This is a genomic window from Mesorhizobium sp. M1B.F.Ca.ET.045.04.1.1 (assembly GCF_003952465.1).
GTDB lineage: Bacteria > Pseudomonadota > Alphaproteobacteria > Rhizobiales > Rhizobiaceae > Mesorhizobium > Mesorhizobium shonense.
Map to the genome: position 1 here is coordinate 1,857,044 of NZ_CP034448.1, position 16,872 is coordinate 1,873,915.

Sequence of the window (16,872 nt, forward strand, 5' to 3'; positions counted from 1 at the left end):
GTCAGAAATCCGCCGGCGGGTTGGCGGTGCGGCGGTCGAGCTTGATGAAAGGCCGCGGCACCACCTTCGCCCGCTTCATCAGCTTCTGGTACTGCAGCTCGCGCATGGCGTAGATCTCGACCCAGAGGTCGTCGACGATCCTGTCGCCATAGGGCCGCCGCAAAGAGGCGATGGCGATGTTGCGCTTGGCCATCGGCGACCACATCGCCGCGCTCACCAGTCCGACCTCCTGGCTTTTACGATAATAGACGATGGCGTGCTCGGCCGGAATGTTGCCTTCGATCTCCAGCCCGACCAGCACGTGGCGCAGCTTGCGCCTGGCCCTCGCCTCGAGGATGGCGCGGCGGCCGTTGAAATGGCCCTTGTCCGGATCGATCATGAAGCCGAGGCCGATCTCGTCGGGCATGCGCAGGCGGTCGGTGCGGATGGCGTGCTCGGCGGTGGTGAAGTCGGCATTGGCGACGATCAGGCCGGCTTCCAGCCGGGCGCGGTTCAGCGCCGTGTAGCCGATGGCGCGGATGCCGCGCAGCTCGCCCGCCGCCATCAGCCGATCCCACAGGCTCAGCGCCTTGTCCGCCGGCACGAACAGTTCGTAGCCGAGGTCGCCGGTGAAGCCGGTGCGCGAGATGGTGACTTGGCTGTTTCCTTGGGGGCCGCCATCATGCGCGAATTCGGCAAGGTCGAAGATCTTCAGCCGCTCGACGCCGGCAAAGCCCGCGTCGCGCAGGATGGCGAAGGAGGTCGGGCCTTGCAGCGCCAAGCCGGCGACCGCTTCGGTCTCTTCCTCGACGCTCACCTCGTAGCCGATCGCGCTGTCCAGAAGCCAGGGCAGATGCCGCTCCTGCGAGCACAGCCGGAAGCGTGTCGACGAGAGCCGGAACAGCGTGCCGTCGTCGAGCACGAACCCTTCGTCGTCGCACCAGGCGGTGTAGTGGACGCGACCGGGCTTGAGCCTGGTCACGTCGCGCAGCGTGACCCGGTCGAGATAGGCTTCGGCATCCGGGCCTTCGATCCGGTATTTGGTCATCGGCGAGATGTCGAACAGCGCCGCCTGGCTGCGGATGGCGAAATATTCCAGCTCCTCGTCCCACAGCGAATGCGGCGCCCGGTAGCCGGCCCAGCTGTACCAATCCTGCTTCAGCCCCAGCGCGTCGATGCGGGGCTGGAACGGCGTGCCGAGCCTGAGCGTGCGGAAATGGGGTTGGGCGAGGGTGCGGGCGTCGAGCGCGGCATCGGCTTCGACGGGCTTCTTCCTGGTTGCCTGTGCCATGCTCATGCCCTCATCGCGATGATGCGGCGCGCGGCGTTGAGGCCGGGCGCGCCGGAGATGCCGCCGCCCGGATGCGAGCCGGCGCCGGCAAGAAACAGTCCTTCGAGCGGCGTGTCGTAGCCCGACCAGCCGGAGACCGGCCGCGACATCAGCATCTGGTCGGCCTGCAATTCGCCATGGTGCCAGTGGCCGCCGGGCATGCGGTAGCGCGCCTCGATGTCGGCCGGGGTCAGCAACTCAGCGTGGCGTACTGTCGCGCCGATGCCGGGCGCATAGGTTTCGAGCTGCGCCATGATCGCCTTGAGGAATTGCGGCTTGCCGGCGGTCCAGCCCTCTCTCAACGCATAGGGCGCGTATTGCACCACGGCCGAAAGCACGCAAGCGCCGGTGGGTGCGAGCGAGGTATCAACGACGCTGGGCAGCGTGATCTCCATCACCGGCTCGGGCGAGAACTCGCCATATTTCGACGGGTTGAAGGCGCGCTCGACATGATCTGGCGAAGGGGCGATGACGAGGCGGCCCTTGTGGCAGGCGGCGTCGACGCCGGCGAATTGCGGCGGCCGGCCGAGCGCCAGATGGAGCTTCGCCGCATCGCCCTTCATGCGAATGTTCTTCACCTTGCGGACGAAGCCGGTATCGACCTCGTGCGGGCCGACCAGATCGAGGATCGTCGTCGCCGGATTGATGGCCGAGACGACGGTCCTGGCCCGCAGCGTTTGGCCGCTTTGGGTCACGACGCCGACGGCGCGGCCTTTCTCGACGATGACTTTGGCGACCGGCGATGCCGGGCGGATCGAGACACCAGCCTTTTCCGCCGTGGCGCGGATCGCTGCGACGACGGCGCCCATACCGCCTTTGGGCTGGATCTGCGCGCCGGCGAGGCCGCCGATCTCGCCGGCCAGCCGGTAGCAGAGGCCGAGCAGCGAGGTCGGTGAACGCGGCCCGAGATGGCTGCCGAGCGTCGCGTCGAAGGCAAGCAGGCCCTTTAGCCTGTCGTCGGAAAGCTGCTCGTCGAGCAGGTCGTAGACATTCATCAAAAGCACGCGCAGGAAGTCGCGCATGTCTTCCTTGCCGAGCCTCTTCAGCGCCAGCGCGGTCTGGCCGAGCCCGGTGATTTCGGCGAGCGACATGCCGGCAAGGTCCGGCGGCCGGCGCGACAGGAACGGTTTCAGCACGCCGGCATAGCGCAGCAGTTGCGCGCGCAGCGCCTTCCAGGCGGATTGCTCCGAAGCGCTGGCGCCCGTCAGCACTTCGCCATAGGCGCCGTGCAGCACCAGCGGACCGTCCTTCGACAACGCGACCGACGGCACGAAATCGCTGCGCTCGACCTTGAGCCCATGCCGCTCCAGCTCCAGCGTCCTCACCACATCGGGATGCAGGCGATTGAGCAGGTGGGCGACCGCGGAGACGCGGAAACCCCGCGCGAATTCCTCGGTGCGCGCTGCGCCGCCGACATCGTTGCCGGCCTCGAGCAGCAGCACCTTGCGTCCCGACTTCGCCAGCGTGGCGGCGGCGACAAGGCCGTTGTGGCCGCCGCCGATGACGACGGCGTCCCAGTTCAGATCAGATGACGTCATGGGCCCGGCTCATATGTAGGGTTGGCTTGGCGAGGTCGCGCAGGATCTCGGCGGCGGCGTTGCGTCCCGGCGCGCCCATGACGCCGCCGCCCGGATGGGTGGACGAGCCGCACATATAGAGCCCGCCGACCGGCGAGCGGTGTTGCGCGTAGCCCGGCACCGGGCGGTTGAAGAGCAACTGGTCGAAGGTGAGCTCGCCCTGAAAAATGTTGCCTTCGGTGAGGCCGACCTCTGCCTCGATCTCGCGCGGCGTGCGCACCTCCATATGGACGATGCGGTCGCGGAAGCCGGGTGAGTATTCGGCGATTTGCGCAATCACGCTTTCAGCAAAACCATCGCGGTCGGCATCGGTCCAGTCGCGTCCGTCGATCTTGGGCGGCGCGTACTGCACGAAGCAGCTCATGAAATGTTTTCCCGGCGGAGCCATGGTCGGGTCGAGCGTGGTAGGGATCACCATGTCGAGGAAGGGGTCGGCCGACCAGCGTCCGGCCTTCCAGTCGTCATAGGCGCGCTCCATTCGCTCGATGGAATCGGTGAAGTGCATGTCGGCGCGATAGACCGGCGAGTCCTTCGGCAGAGCCGGGAACTCGGGCAGCGAATCGAGCGCGATGTTGACCTTGCCGGACGAGCCGCGGATCTTGAAGTTCCTGACGCGCCTCAGGAAGATGTCGGGCAGCTCCTTTTCCTCGACCAGCTTCAGGAAGGTGCGCTTGACGTCTGCGTTGGAGACGACGAGCTTGCCGTAGACCTCCTCGCCGCCGGCAAGCACGACGCCCTTCGCCTTGCCGTTCCTGATCAGCACGTGATCGACCGCGGCGCCGGTGCGGATGCTGCCGCCCGAGGCTTTGAAGGAGGCGGCCAGCGCCTTGGTGACGGCGCCCATGCCGCCGCGCGCATAGCCCCAGGCGCCGACCGAGCCGTCGACCTCGCCCATATAGTGGTGAAGCAGGACATAAGCTGTGCCGGGCGACATCGGCCCGAGCGCGGTGCCGATGATGCCGGAGAGCGCGAAGTTCGCCTTGATGACGTCGGTCTCGAAATATTCGTCGAGGAAGTCGGAGATCGACATCGTCCAGAAGCGAAGCGTCAGCGCCATCTCCTCGGCGGTGAGACCGGCGAATTTCTTGCCGAGATAGAGCAACTCGCCGAGGTCGCGCGGCCTGAAGCTGGTCGGGTCGGGCGCGGTGCGCATCAGAAGCGGCTGAATGAAACGGCACTGCCTTGTGACGTCGCGCGAATAGCGGTCATAGGCCTCGGCGTCGCGCTTGGAGAAGCGGGCGAACTCGCGGCGATGCGCGTCATGATCGCGGTAGTTGGCGAGATAGTCGCCATCGCGCGTGAACACGGCGCCGCCCTCATAGGAGACCACCTGCAGGCCGAAGCGCGGCAGCTCCAGGTCGCGCATGATCTCGGGCCGGAATAGCGAGCAGACATAGGAGCAGTTGGAGTAGAGGAAGCCCGGCGTCAACTCGCGGCTGGTAGCGGCGCCGCCGACCCAGTCGTTCTTCTCGACCACCAGCACGTCGAGCCCGGCGCGCTGCAGATAGCAGGCGTTGACCAGGCCGTTGTGGCCGCCGCCGATGACGATCGCATCCCACGCCTTCATGTGCGCTCAACCTCCATCCGGCCGCCCTTTCTTTCCGGGCTGTTTGTTCCCCGATGCGCGGAATTTGGCATGGGTCGCGGTTTTCTGTCCAGCCATTTTGAATGAATGTTCAACCAATGATATTGCGTTTTCGTTTTGATGCGCTAGGCTTTGTCGGCATTTCTGGACACTGCATTACTGAACCGGGAACCCAGGTATTCGGGACTCGAGGTCTGATGATCGAAACGGCGGATGCCGAGCCGGAATATGACGACACCGCCATCCGCTTCCTCGAAGCGCTTTGGGGTGACGGCTATCTGTCGCCGGGCGGTCCCGAAGAGGTCGACCGCGTGGTCGAAGGTCTTTCGCTGAAGGGCAAGGCGATCCTCGATATCGGCTGCGGCGCGGGTGGCATCACGGCGCATCTGGTTGCGCGGCATGGTGCTGCCCGAGCCACCGGCTTCGACGTCGAGAAGCCGGTGATCGAGACGGCGAGGCGAAAGGCGATGTTGAAAGGTCTCCAAGACCGCGTCAGTTTCGTCCAGGCGCCGCCGGGGCCGCTGCCGTTCGCCAACGCCTCCTTCGACGTCGTGTTCTCCAAGGACGCGCTGCTGCACGTGCGGGACAAGGAGGCGCTGTTCGCCGAGATTTTTCGCGTGCTGAAACCCGGCGGCGTCTTCGCCGCGTCGAACTGGATGATCGCGCATGACGGCGAGCCGTCTCCGGAGATGAAGGCTTATACAGCGGCGGTAGGCTTGTCCTTCGCAATGGCCTCGCCGGCGCGTTATGCCGAAGCGATGCGGCGCGCCGGCTTCTCTGACATTGCCGTCCGCGACCGCAATCCATGGTACCGCGAGGTCGCGCGGGAGGAACTCGCGCGGCTCAAGGGGCCGCTCTATGAGCCGGTCGCCGCCGCGGTCGGCGCGGCCTATGTCGACAAGAACATCCGGACCTGGGAGGCGATGCAGAAGGTGCTTGACAGTGGGGAGCACCGTCCCACTCATCTGCGCGGTTGGAAGCCGGTTGGATAGCCGGCAATGCTGGAGACCGTCACGCTCATGAAGACTGTAGAGGCCAGGGACAACGCTCCTCAACCGGCGCGAAAAGCAAACGCCGAGAAGCGCGGGCGCAAGGCGTCGAAAGAGGTCAGGCAGCTCCAACTGATCGAAGCGACGATCGATTCACTCGCCAAGCGAGGCTATGCGGAAACGACGATGGCCGATGTCGCCGACGGCGCCGGACTGTCGCGCGGCATCGTCAACTTCCATTTCGAGAGCAAGGAAAAGCTGCTCGTCGCCACGCTGCAGTACATGTATGACGAGTATTCGGCGCATTGGCGCACCGCCTTGCAGAAGGCCGGCGACGATCCGGCCCGGCAGTTGCAAGCGCTGGTGTGGGCCGACTTCGACCGCTCGATCTGCAACAAGCGCAAGCTCGCCGCCTGGTGCGCCTTCTGGGGCGAGGCCAAGTCGCGGCCGACCTACCAGGCACTGAGCAGTTCGCGCGACGCTTACTACCAGCAGGTCTTCATCGACCTCTGCGCGACGCTGAAGCAAAGCGGCGGCTATGCCTATGAGCCTCAGGTCATGGCCCTGGCGCTCAGCGCCATGCTCGAAGGCCTGTGGCTGCGGCTGATGATGGGGACGGAGGACACCACGCGCGAAACGGCGCTGCAGGCGGCCAACGCCTTTTTGGCGGCCGCCTTCCCGAAACATTACGGTTAGCAGCAGCCGGCCGCCAAGACCGGCAAGACCAAAAGAGGATGGAACAGCATGAAGAAACTCAGCCGACGCCTCACATTGACATTGGCGCTCACCGGCGCGCTGGCGGCCTCGGCGGCGGCGTTCGCCGTCGCCGCCGACAAGGACCTGATCGTGTTCGACTGGTCCGGCTATGAGGATCCGAGCTTCCATCCGAAATATGTCGAGAAGGACGGCGACTCACCGACCTTCGCCTTCTTCGGCGACGAGGATGAGGCATTCGAAAAGATCCGCTCCGGCTTCAAGTCCGACCTCGGCCATCCCTGCTCGCAGAGCGTGGTGAAGTGGCGCGAGGCGGGGCTGCTGCAGCCGCTCGACACCTCGAAGATCGCCGGCTGGAAGGATCTCAATCCCGGCATCATGGCGATGAAGGATCTCGCCACGACATCCGACGGCAAGGCCTGGTTCATGCCGTGGGACTGGGGCGACACGCAGCTCACCTTCAATTCCGACAAGATCGCCGAGAACGACGTGCAGTCGCTCAAGGCCTTCGCCGATCCGAAGTACAAGGGCAGGGTCTCGATCGGCGACAATGTCGACGACGCCTATGCGCTGGCCAGCCTCGCCATCGGGCTCAAGGACTGGACGAAGATGACGGACGAGCAGTTCAAGCAGGCATCCGACTTCCTGCGCCAGGTGCACAAGAACGTGCGCTCGTACTGGACCGACACCACCGACATCGTGCAGCTCTTGAGCGGCGGCGAGGTCGACCTCGCCTGGGCCTGGAACGACGCCACGGTGCAGTCGGTCGCGGCGGGCGTGCCGATCAAATCCAAGAAAGATACCGACGAGGGCATCTCGACCTGGGTGTGCGGCTATGTGCTGTTCAAGGACGCGCCCGGCAATGTCGACAAGGCCTATGATTATCTCAACGCCGTCAACGATCCGGAAGTCGCCAAGGTGCTGGTCAAGGACTGGGGCTACGGCCAGGCCAACGCCAAGGGCATGGCCGGCGTCGACCAGGCGGTGCTCAAGGAAAAGGGCTACGACAACGTGGAAAAGTGGGTCGGCAAGACGCTGTTCCAGCAGCCGCTGCCTTCCGAGCTCAAGCTGAAGATGATCGCCGAGTTCGAGAAGATCAAAGCCGGCTATTGAGTGCTGCGGAAACGACCGGTCGCCCTGAACTGAAACGGCGTAGCGCAATCGCTTCAATGGCGGCTTGTGGTTGTTTGGCAGGTGCAGATCGCCGATGCCGGCGCTGCCCCTCATCCCCCTGCCGGGACCTTCTCCCCGTCGTGACGGGGAGAAGGGGCCGGCCGCAACGCTGACGCCTATCCTGCAACGCCGGCGATTGGCGAAACCATCGATGACGGCGTCTTTCTCCCTGTCACTATACGGGGAGAAATGCCCGGCAGGGCAATGAGGGGCAGCGCCAGCCTCGGCAATTGAAGGTCCCGGCATAAGTTGGAGGCAGGTCCGAAAGCCGTTGCTCCGGCCCCGGACCATGCGGGCTCGCCAAAGCTGCCGAATTCTCCTAACTTCCGCCGATACGTCCGCGACGGGGGGAGTTCTCGCGCCATGAAATCCATGCTTCGCCGCCTTGCCTTGGCTGCCGCCGTCACCGTCGGCGCGGGTGCTGCCTATGCGCTTGCCGAAGGCGGCGGCGACCTCGTCGTCTTCGACTGGTCGGGCTACGAAGATCCGCTGCTGCATCCGGCCTATACCGCCAAATACGCGGCCGAGCCGAGCTTCTCCTTCTTCGGCGACGAGGACGAAGCCTTCGAGAAGATGCGCGCCGGCTTCAAGGCCGACATCGCCCATCCCTGCTCGCAGAGCGTTGTGAAGTGGCGCGAGGCCGGCCTGCTGCAGCCGCTCGACACGTCCAGGATCGCCGGCTGGAAAGATCTCAATCCCGGCATCATGGCGATGAAGAATCTCGCTACCACCGCCGACGGCAAGGCCTGGTTCATGCCCTTCGACTGGGGCAACACCTCGCTGCTCTACCGCACCGACAAGGTGACGGCGGACGAGGCGCAGTCGCTGAAAATCTTCGCCGATCCCAAGTTCAAGGGCCGCGTCACCATTGGCGACAATGTCGACGATGCCTATGCGCTGGCAAGCCTCGTCATCGGGCTGAAGGACTGGACCAAGATGACCGACGAGCAGTTCAGCCAAGCTTCCGCCTTCCTGCGCGACGTGCACAAGAACATCCGCTTCTACTGGACCGACGACACCGACCTCAACCAGGCCTTCACCGGCAACGAGGTCGATCTGGTCTGGGGCTGGAACGAGACCTATGTGACGTTGAAAGGACAAGGACTGCCGATCGAGATGAACCGCAACACGAGGGAAGGCCTGTCGACCTGGGTGTGCGGCTATGTGCTGATGAAGGACGCGCCGGGCAAGCTCGACCAGGCCTACGATTTCCTCAACGCCGTCAACGCGCCCGATGTTTCGGAGTATATGGTGAAGACCTTCGGCTACGGCCACGGCAACAGCGCCGGCATGGCGGCTATGGACCAGAAGCTGCTCACCGAACGCGGCTTCGACAATCTCGACAAGTTCCTCGACAAGACGCTGTTCCAGCAGCCGGTGGCGCCTGAGCTCAAGCAGCGGATGGTCGCCGAGTTCGAGAAGATCAAGGCCGGCTATTGAGCATCAGAACCGAAAGGACCGACGTTGCCATCGTCGGCGCTGGCTTCACCGGCCTGTCCGCCGCGCTCGAACTGAAGCGCGCCCGGATCGATTTTCTTGTCCTGGAAGCGCGCGACCGTGTCGGCGGGCGCGTGGAGGCCGTGCGAAACGGGCTCGGCGAACTGATCGACAGCGGCGGCCAGTTCCTGTGCGAAGACATGCCCGAACTGATGGCGCTGGCAAAGGCGAACGGCAGGACATTGGTCGAGACCTACGTCGAGGGCGAGTTCATCACCCATCCGCGCATGTCGGCGTCGAGGGGCGAGCTCATGTATCACGCCTCGATGGCGATCCGCGACCGCATGAACAGTATCGAGCCGGACGATCCGGCGATCGCCGGCTTGAGCGTCGCCGACTGGCTCGAACGCCAGGAAGACCCGGCGGACGCCAAGGCGGGCTTTCGCTCGTTGATCGAGGGCCTGTGGTGCCTGGCGCTGGACAAGGTGCCGCTCTGGCACCTGATCGACAACGACCGGCGCATCACCAACGAGGTGCCGGAGCTGCAATACTCGTTGCGCGAAACCATGCAGTCGCTCGCCGACGATCTGGCGGGCGATCTCGGCGACCGGCTGCGGCTCAGTCAGCCGGCGACGCGCATCGAGCATGGACCGGAAGGCGTTCGCGTGACTTCCGCCGCGGGCGTCGTCGAAGCGCGCGCGGTGCTGATTGCGCTGCCACCGGCGACAGCTGCCAAGCTTGACTTCGCGCCTGCCTTGCCGCCCGCCCTGGCGAAGGATTTGGGCGTCTGGGAAAGCGGTGCGGTGATCAAGATCCTGGTGCGCTATACGAAGCCGTTCTGGCGCGAGCGGGGTTTGAGCGGCATGGTGATGTGGCGCGATCTGCCGGGGCTGTTTGCCTGCGACGCCAGCAAGGATGAGGGGCACGCCGCGCTCACCGTCTTCGTCGGCGGGCCGCGTGCATTGCGCTGGCGCGAGTTGGGCGAGGCGGCATTGCGTGCGGAGGTGACGGCGAGGCTTGTCGACGCGCTCGGCCCGGAAGCGGCCGACATCGTCGATTTCAGCTCACGCGACTGGACGCACGATCGCTGGAGCGGCGGCGCCTACAGCGATCTCATCGTCGACGTGACGGCGAGGTACGCCGAGCGCACCATCCTTGCCGGCGCACCGCCGGTCTATTTCTCGGCTTCGGAACTCTCGCCGTCTTTTCCCGGCTATGTCGAAGGCGCGATCGTGGCCGGGCGTATCGCCGCCAGGAAAATTCAGTCGGCCATCGCCACCAGCGCCTCGGGATCGTAAGCGAGGCGGATCGGCGCGCCGACCGGAATGTCGTCGGCGCCGAAATCGTTGGTCTCGGTCACCGAGAGCGGCTTTTCCAGTCCCGGTATCTCGACGATCAGATGCGTGATCTCGCCGAAATAGTGGCGCTCGACCACCTTGCCGGCGACCTCGAACTTCGCCGTGGCGTTGTCCCACAAAACGCGCAGCCGCTCCGGCCGGATGCCGAGCGTGGCTACGCCGCCATTGCGCACGAAGGCCTTCGGCTTGTCGGTTTTGACGCGCCCGAAGCCAAGCGTGTCGACAACCAGCGAAGCGCCGTTCTCCTCGACGATCTCGGCCTTGACGAAGTTCATGCCGCCGAGGAAGTCGGCGACCTGGCGGTTGACCGGACGCTGATAGATTTCCTTCGGCGAAGCGACTTGCGCGATGCGGCCGTCGAACATGACGGCGATGCGGTCCGACATCGCGAGCGCCTCATACTGATCGTGAGTGACCAGCACGAAGGTGATGCCGACCGCCTGCTGCAGTCGACGCAGCTCGACCTGCATCTGCTCGCGCAGCTTCTTGTCGAGCGCCGAGAGCGGCTCGTCGAGGAGCAGCACCTTGGGCCGCATGACCAGCGCGCGGGCGAGCGCCACGCGCTGGCGCTGGCCGCCGGAGAGCTCGGTGGCGCGGCGCTTGCCGAGGCCGGTCAGCGACACCTGCGCCAGCGCCTCCTCGATGCGGCGCTTTTCCTCGCCGGCCGCTAGCTTCAGCCGCTTCAGGCCGTAAGCGACATTCTGCTCCACATTCAGGTGTGGGAAGATCGCATAGCTCTGGAACACCATGTTGGTCGGCCGCCGGTTGGCCGGAATGCCGTCCATCGGCTGACTGTCCACGGCGATCGAGCCGCTGGTCGGCGTGTCGAAGCCGGCGATCATGCGCAAGAGCGTGGTCTTGCCGCAGCCGGAAGGACCAAGCAGCGAGAAGAACTCGCCCTCGCGGATGCTGAGCGATGCATCGTCCAGCGCCTTGAAGGCGCCGTAGCTGCGCGTGACCTCGCGGATCTCGATCATGGTGCGATCCGATTGGGCGCGCTCCGATCGCTCAAGCATAGAGGCCTCCCTCGTTCTGGGTGCGTCTCGCCGCGCGGCGGCGCAGGATTTCGGCAACGGTCATCAGCACGAAGGACGCCACCAGCAGCAAGGTGCCAAGCGCCAGCACGCCAGGGAGCTTGGCCGCAAAGCGGAGCTGGCCCCAGATATAGATCGGCAGCGTCGCTTCGGTGCCGGTGAGGAAGAAGGCGATGATGAATTCGTCGAGCGAGATGGTGAAGCAGACGAGCAGGCTGGAGATGATCGCCGGCGCGACCATCGGCAGCGTCACGCGCCGGAAGGTGCCGAAGGCGCTCTCGCCGAGATCGGCGGAAGCCTCCTCCAGGCTGCGATCAAAGCCTTCGAAACCGGAGGTCAGCACCGTCATCGAATAGGGGATGCAGACCAGCACGTGGCCGAGCACGACGGTGAACAGCGACAGGCTCAAGCCAAGTTGCAGCATGACCAGCAGCATCGAGATGGCGACGATCACCTCGGGCAGCACCAGCGGCGCCATGATCAGCCCATTGATGCTGCGGCGGCCGGGATAGCGGTAGCGGGTGATCGAGCGGGCGGCGAGGATGCCGAGCACGGTCGACAGGATCGAGGCCGAGACACCGACAGCCAAGCTGTTCCAAGTCGCGTCGATCAGCGCCGGCGTGCGCGGCAGGTCCTCATACCAATGGAGCGTGACGCCGGAGAGCGGGAATTTCGGCGTCGCCGCGGTGTTGATCGAAAAGATCGGCAGGAAGATCACCGGCAAATAGAGGAAGAGGATGTAGAGCGCTGCGTAGCTCGACAGCCAGCTTGGCAGGAAGCGTCTGGTCGCAGTCATCGCGCCAGCCTCTGCAGCGCCCGGATGACCAGCACCGTGGCGCCGGCCATCAGCGAGACGATGACCATGGTGGTGACGGAAAGTGCGGCGCCGAGCGGCCAGTTCGACGCCTTGCCGAATTGCGCCTGGATGGCGTTGGCGATCATGACGCCGTCCTTGCCGCCGACCAGCTTCGGCGTGACATAGTCGCCGACGGTCGGGATCATCACGATGAGCGCCGCCGAGATGACGCCCGGCGCCGACAACGGCAAGGTCACGCGCAGGAAGGAGCGCAGCGGCCCGTCGCCGAGATCGGTCGCCGCCTCGACCAAGGTGCGGTCGACCTTCTCCAGCGAGACGAAGATCGGCAGGATGGCGAAGGTCGCCCAGGCATGTGTGAGCGTGATGATGACGGCGCTGGAATTGTAGAGCAGCGCCGTCGACGGCTCGTCGGTGATGCCCAGCCCCATCAGGCCGGAATTGAGCACGCCGTTATAGCCGAGGATCACCTTCCACGACATCACGCGCAAAAGGTAGCTGGTCCAGAACGGGATGGTGATGAGGAACAGCCACAGGCTCTTGTGGCGGCCGCCATGGAAGGAAATGAAATAGGCGATCGGGTAGGCGAGAGCCACGGTGAGCAGGCTGACCGTCAGCGAGATGTAGAGCGAGCGCCAGAGCAGGTCGCGGTAGATTGGCTCGGTCAGCGCGATCCGGTAGTTCTCCAGCGTGAAGGTGTGGTCGATGGTGAGGTAGTCTTGCGTCCAGAAGGAATGGGCGATGACGACCAGGATCGGCAGAACGAGAAGGATGAGCGCGTAGAGGAAGGTCGGGCTTATCAGCGCGAAGCCTTGGGCGGCTTCCGATTGCAGAAGGGGACTTCGTCTGGCTCCCGCCATGGTGAGCGGGGGCGACCCTTCCGCCGCCGCCGTCATTGCAGCGCTCCGGGCGTGATTGCGGTTGCTGGCTCGGACTGTCCCGCCATTCGGCCTTCCCATTAACCGGCGCCGTGTTCCCAAATTCTTATGCCTGGAGCGATCGCGCCCTGGCTTGCCGGCTTTCTTTCATCATGAGCGCATCCGCCGATTGAAATCAAGCGCTATTTCTGCAATATTGATTGAACGGACATTCAAAATGAAGTGAAGAAAGCTCGAATTTCCACGGTTTTCCGCTTCGTTTCGTGTCCATGGAAATTCCGCAACCGGACGATGCGAGGCTAACATGGCGGCTGCAAGAGAGATCAAGTCGAGGGAAATGGTCGACGCCGGCGACGAGGACGCGGTCGAGCTCGCCAAGCGCCATCTCGTCCAGCCCTGGCCCTATGCCGGCTCGGTCGGCGCAGAGGCGCGCGCGCTGATCGGCGAGGGCGACGGCATCTACATCACCGACGCATCCGGCAAGCGGCTGATCGACGGCCCGGCCGGCATGTGGTGCATCAATGTCGGCCACCGCCGCGAGGCGCTGGCAAGGGTGATGTACGACCAGGCGATGGCGCTCTCCTACAATACGCCCTGGTACACGATGAACGCGCCTTCGGCCGAGCTTGCCCGGCGCATTGCGGACGCCGCGCCGGGCGACCTCAGCCATACCTTCTTCACCACCGGCGGCTCGTCGGCGGTGGAGACGGCGCTGCGCTTCATGCAGTTCTACAACAACGTGCGCGGCCGCCCGGAGAAGAAGCTGATCCTCAGTCGCGGCGGCGCCTATCACGGCTCGACCTACCTGTCGGCCTCGCTCAACGGCCGCCCGCGCGACCGCGACTGGATGGACGGTGCCGACGAGCTGGTGGTGAAGCTGTCATCGCCCAACCCGTTCCGGCGGCCGCAAGGCATGAGCGTTCCCGCCTTCACCGATTTCCTCGTCGATCAGTTCCGCGACACCGTTGCGCGCGTCGGCGCAGACCGGATCGGCGCCTTTGTCGGCGAGCCGGTGCAGGCCTCGGGCGGTGTCGTCGTGCCGCCGGATGGCTATCTCAAGCGTATCCGCGAGATCTGCCGCGAGAATGATATCCTCTACGTCTCGGATGAGGTGGTGACCGGCTTCGGGCGGCTCGGCCACGTCTTTGCCTCGGGCGACGTGTTCGGCATCGATCCGGATATGATCACCTTCGCCAAGGGCGTCACCTCGGGCTATTTCCCGCTCGGCGGTGTCATCATCTCGGAGCGGCTTCTGGAAGAATTGCGACGCTCCAATCATCCCGACGCGCTGTTCGGGCACGGCCTCACCTACACCAGCCATCCGATCGGCTGCGCCGTCGCGCTGAAAAACCTCGACCTGCTGGAAGACGGCGTCCTTCAGCATGCACGCGAGATCGCGCCCTATTTCCAGGCGCGGTTGAAGACGCTCGAGGAATTGCCGCTCGTCGGCGAGGTGCGCGGCGTCGGCCTGATGGCTTGCGTCGAATGCGTCGCCGACCGCGAGAGCAAGGACCCGCTGCAGCTCGACAAGGATGTGGGCAAGCGCATCGACGCGCATTGCCACGAGCTCGGCCTTTTGGTGCGGCCTTTGATCAACATGTGCGTGATGTCGCCGCCGCTGATCATCAGTCGCGAGCAGGTCGACGACATGGTAGCGATCCTGCGCGAGGGGATTTCGCGGACGATGGATGATCTGAGGAAGGAAGGGGTGTGGCGGGGGTGAGAGCGCTCCTCTCCCCCCTTGAGGGGGAGATGTCGCCGAAGGCGACAGAGGGGGTCGTCTCGCGTAGATCGCCGGCGTTGTCTATGTCCCGAAGGGCGTTGGCGCTTCACGCGCAGCGACCCCTCTGGCCGCTTCGCGGCCATCTCCCCCTCAAGGGGGGAGATTGGCAGCTTTATCCCCTCGACCTCAGCGCATCGTTCAGCCCCCACATGTCCTTTTCCTCGGGCGCCGTCTCGAGGTTCAACACCGGGACCTGCCTGCGCAGATGGTCGTGGTGGGTGCGCACGCCATATTCGAGGTCGGAAAGATAAAAGCCCCCGAAGGCTTCCGACAGCATGGATTCGTTCGACCAGACCGAAAGCTGCACGTCCTCGTTCATGGTGTCGCGGTCGATGCGATAGGCTAGGTAGCGGGCGGCCGCCTGCTCTCTTGTCTCGTCCTTGTAGCGATAGATCGCGCCGCGCAGCAGCGTTTCGCCGGTCGACAGCGGGAACTCCTGATAGAATTGCACCGATTCCGGCATGATCGACAGCGCGTTGTTGGGGAAGATGCCGTAGTAGATCCAGGCCTTGCGCAGATGCTGCGGCAGATGCGTCGGCTCGGGCGCTATTTTGATGTACTGGCCGACGCTCCAGCGCCGCCCGGCATGCGGGTTGTAGGTGGCAAAGGACCGCGACACGCCGTTGATGAAGGGCTCGTCGAAATACGTCGCGCCGTAAAGGTCCTGCAGCGCAGGATGCGCCATGGCGACGTGATAGCCTTCATTGTCGACGTCGCGAACCGACTTCCAGTTGACCGGCGATTTCTGCGTCCAGATGCCCCAGGACGGCACCATGTCGGCAATGCGGTAGTTGGCGATCTCGGCCTCGATCGGCTTCAAGAGCTCGGCCACCGAAGGCTGCGGGCCGCCGTTGCGGAAGCGGATGAAGATGAAGCCCATCCAGATTTCGAGGTCGAGCGGCATCAGGCCGAACTCGGTCTTGGCGAGCTCGGGGAAAGAGCGCGGGCGGGCAGCACCCCGCAGCGTGCCGTCGAGATTGTAGACCCAGCCGTGGAACGGGCAGACCAGCGCGTTCTTGCAGGTGCCCTGGCTGTCGGCGACGACCCGGCTGCCGCGGTGGCGGCACATATTGTTGAAGGCGCGCACGACGCCGTCCTTGCCGCGCACGATCAGCGCGCGCTCGCCGATGACGTCCATGGTCAGATAATCGCCCGCATTCGGAACGTCGGAGACGTGGCCGGCGATCTGCCAGTGATTGCGGAAGACATATTCCTTCTCGAGCTCGAGCAGCGCGTTGGAGTGATAACTCCACCCCGGCAAGCCCCGCCGGTCCCAATCGTTGGGGATCGCCACGTCACGGAGGTGCGGGTTCATAAAAGTACTCTTCTTATTGTTGAATGATCATTCAATAAAAGCATATTTTGCATTGAAATGCAATGGGTTGTTGGAATATGGAACTTCCGCGGCGGCGACTTTGAGGCCGCCTAAGCCAGAAAAATCCCGGAAAATCCGGGCCTTAACTACGGATGTAAAACAGCGGTTCCGGCTGCGGATTCGGGCGTTGCGACAGGTCCGCTTCGGATCGTCTGGTGCATCCGATGATCGCAACGGTCATGCCAATTCGGCGGCTGTGTGAGGTCGCTTACAGTCCGTCGCGTCCGACAGGCGCATGAACCTTCGCCAGCGGGCAAGCAGGGATGGAAGGCTGGCGGTCCAGATCCCTGTTTCAATCCTGTTACACGGGCAATCTCGCCCTACCATTCGGCTGTTACGCGGCGCGATTAAGTTCGTTTCATGGGAAAAGGAAAGATAACGAAGGGAGCAGCCGATGTTTACGAAAGCCCAGACCGTCGACGCGAGTCGCCACGCATATGGCCCGGAGCGCAATGATCGCCGGCCGAAGCTGGCGCTGCGCCAGCGCGCCAGCGACAATCCGATGGCGATGTTCATGCTGATCGGCGCCTGCGCTTTCGCCGGCATGGTGCTGGCGCCTGTCTCCGGCCCCGCTTTCGCTTCGCTCAATCCGCCGGCCAACGTGGTGCAGGGCGCCTCGACGACCCTCAAAACGGCGCGGCTGCCGGAGCCGGCAATCGACTTTGCCTGCAAGGGTCAGAACTGGGGCGCCGAAAACGCCGAATGCCTGCGCGCCATCGCCGAACAGTCCGGCCAGCACCGGGCCCGCGCGGTGCGCATGATCGCCAATGCCGCGCCGCTCACCAACACGCCGAACGTCTTTTAGAGTTCCCCTGAGCGCACCCTCCGCGCTCCAGTCAGGCTCCC

At 64.5% G+C, this 16,872-nt stretch carries 14 protein-coding genes; 7 read left to right on the forward strand and 7 right to left on the reverse strand.

The genetic code is table 11. The features are described from left to right. Window position 1: 1 nt before the first annotated feature. The 3 genes from EJ071_RS09110 to EJ071_RS09120 are packed head-to-tail and all read right to left on the reverse strand — an operon-like array spanning window position 2 to window position 4,453. Entirely contained in the window at window positions 2-1,270 is a 1,269-nt protein-coding gene (locus EJ071_RS09110) for an aminomethyltransferase family protein (RefSeq protein WP_126097576.1), read from the reverse strand. 2 nt (window positions 1,271-1,272) lie between these two features. Then, complete coding sequence (locus EJ071_RS09115) at window positions 1,273-2,847, reverse strand: NAD(P)/FAD-dependent oxidoreductase (RefSeq protein WP_126097577.1); 1,575 nt, start codon at window positions 2,845-2,847, stop codon at window positions 1,273-1,275. After that, window positions 2,834-4,453, reverse strand: coding sequence for an NAD(P)/FAD-dependent oxidoreductase (locus EJ071_RS09120; RefSeq protein WP_126097578.1), 1,620 nt, complete (start codon window positions 4,451-4,453; stop codon window positions 2,834-2,836). Before EJ071_RS09120 ends, EJ071_RS09115 begins: the two co-directional genes overlap by 14 nt. Before the next feature lie 215 nt (window positions 4,454-4,668). Between EJ071_RS09120 and EJ071_RS09125 the strand changes: the two genes are divergently transcribed. The 5 genes from EJ071_RS09125 (at window position 4,669) to EJ071_RS09150 (ending at window position 10,082) form a co-directional block, all read left to right on the forward strand. Continuing rightward, the gene (locus tag EJ071_RS09125; protein WP_126097579.1) at window positions 4,669-5,463 is read left to right on the forward strand and encodes a class I SAM-dependent methyltransferase; all 795 of its coding nucleotides are present in this window, start codon (window positions 4,669-4,671) and stop codon (window positions 5,461-5,463) included. A gap of 6 nt (window positions 5,464-5,469) precedes the next feature. Then, the gene (gene betI / locus EJ071_RS09130) at window positions 5,470-6,156 is read left to right on the forward strand and encodes a transcriptional regulator BetI (RefSeq protein WP_126097580.1); all 687 of its coding nucleotides are present in this window, start codon (window positions 5,470-5,472) and stop codon (window positions 6,154-6,156) included. A 48-nt stretch (window positions 6,157-6,204) separates the two neighbouring features. Then, window positions 6,205-7,287 (forward strand): ABC transporter substrate-binding protein, encoded by a 1,083-nt coding sequence (locus tag EJ071_RS09135; protein WP_126097581.1) that lies wholly within the window; start codon window positions 6,205-6,207, stop codon window positions 7,285-7,287. Window positions 7,288-7,710: 423 nt separating this feature from the next. Beyond that, a complete protein-coding gene (locus EJ071_RS09145) occupies window positions 7,711-8,787 on the forward strand; it encodes an extracellular solute-binding protein (RefSeq protein WP_126097582.1) in 1,077 nt (358 codons plus the stop codon). Further along, window positions 8,784-10,082, forward strand: a complete 1,299-nt coding sequence (locus EJ071_RS09150; protein WP_126097583.1) for a flavin monoamine oxidase family protein — start codon at window positions 8,784-8,786, stop codon at window positions 10,080-10,082. Before EJ071_RS09145 ends, EJ071_RS09150 begins: the two co-directional genes overlap by 4 nt. Here the strand turns inward: EJ071_RS09150 and EJ071_RS09155 are convergent. Genes EJ071_RS09155 through EJ071_RS09165 form a run of 3 tightly spaced genes read right to left on the reverse strand, consistent with a single transcriptional unit; the run spans window position 10,046 to window position 12,886 of the window. Further along, on the reverse strand, window positions 10,046-11,119 hold the full coding sequence (locus EJ071_RS09155) for an ABC transporter ATP-binding protein (protein ID WP_126102515.1): 1,074 nt from the start codon (window positions 11,117-11,119) through the stop codon (window positions 10,046-10,048). The two genes, EJ071_RS09150 and EJ071_RS09155, sit on opposite strands and share 37 nt — an antisense overlap. Window positions 11,120-11,150: 31 nt before the next feature. Continuing rightward, complete coding sequence (locus tag EJ071_RS09160) at window positions 11,151-11,972, reverse strand: ABC transporter permease (protein WP_126097584.1); 822 nt, start codon at window positions 11,970-11,972, stop codon at window positions 11,151-11,153. After that, window positions 11,969-12,886 carry an ABC transporter permease gene (locus EJ071_RS09165; RefSeq protein WP_126097585.1) on the reverse strand — a complete coding sequence of 306 codons (918 nt, stop codon included), beginning with the start codon at window positions 12,884-12,886 and terminating at the stop codon, window positions 11,969-11,971. The genes EJ071_RS09160 and EJ071_RS09165 overlap by 4 nt, the downstream gene beginning before the upstream one ends. A 286-nt stretch (window positions 12,887-13,172) precedes the next feature. On the opposite strand from EJ071_RS09165, the gene EJ071_RS09170 reads away from it, so the two are divergent. After that, window positions 13,173-14,591: an aminotransferase gene (locus EJ071_RS09170; protein ID WP_126097586.1), complete on the forward strand. Its 1,419-nt coding sequence runs from the start codon at window positions 13,173-13,175 to the stop codon at window positions 14,589-14,591. 172 nt (window positions 14,592-14,763) lie between these two features. Here EJ071_RS09170 and EJ071_RS09175 read toward each other — a convergent pair whose 3' ends face one another. Further along, entirely contained in the window at window positions 14,764-15,966 is a 1,203-nt protein-coding gene (locus tag EJ071_RS09175; protein ID WP_126097587.1) for an aromatic ring-hydroxylating dioxygenase subunit alpha, read from the reverse strand. Between the two features lie 454 nt (window positions 15,967-16,420). Between EJ071_RS09175 and EJ071_RS09180 the strand changes: the two genes are divergently transcribed. Further along, entirely contained in the window at window positions 16,421-16,831 is a 411-nt protein-coding gene (locus EJ071_RS09180) for a hypothetical protein (RefSeq protein ID WP_126097588.1), read from the forward strand. Window positions 16,832-16,872 lie beyond the last annotated feature (41 nt).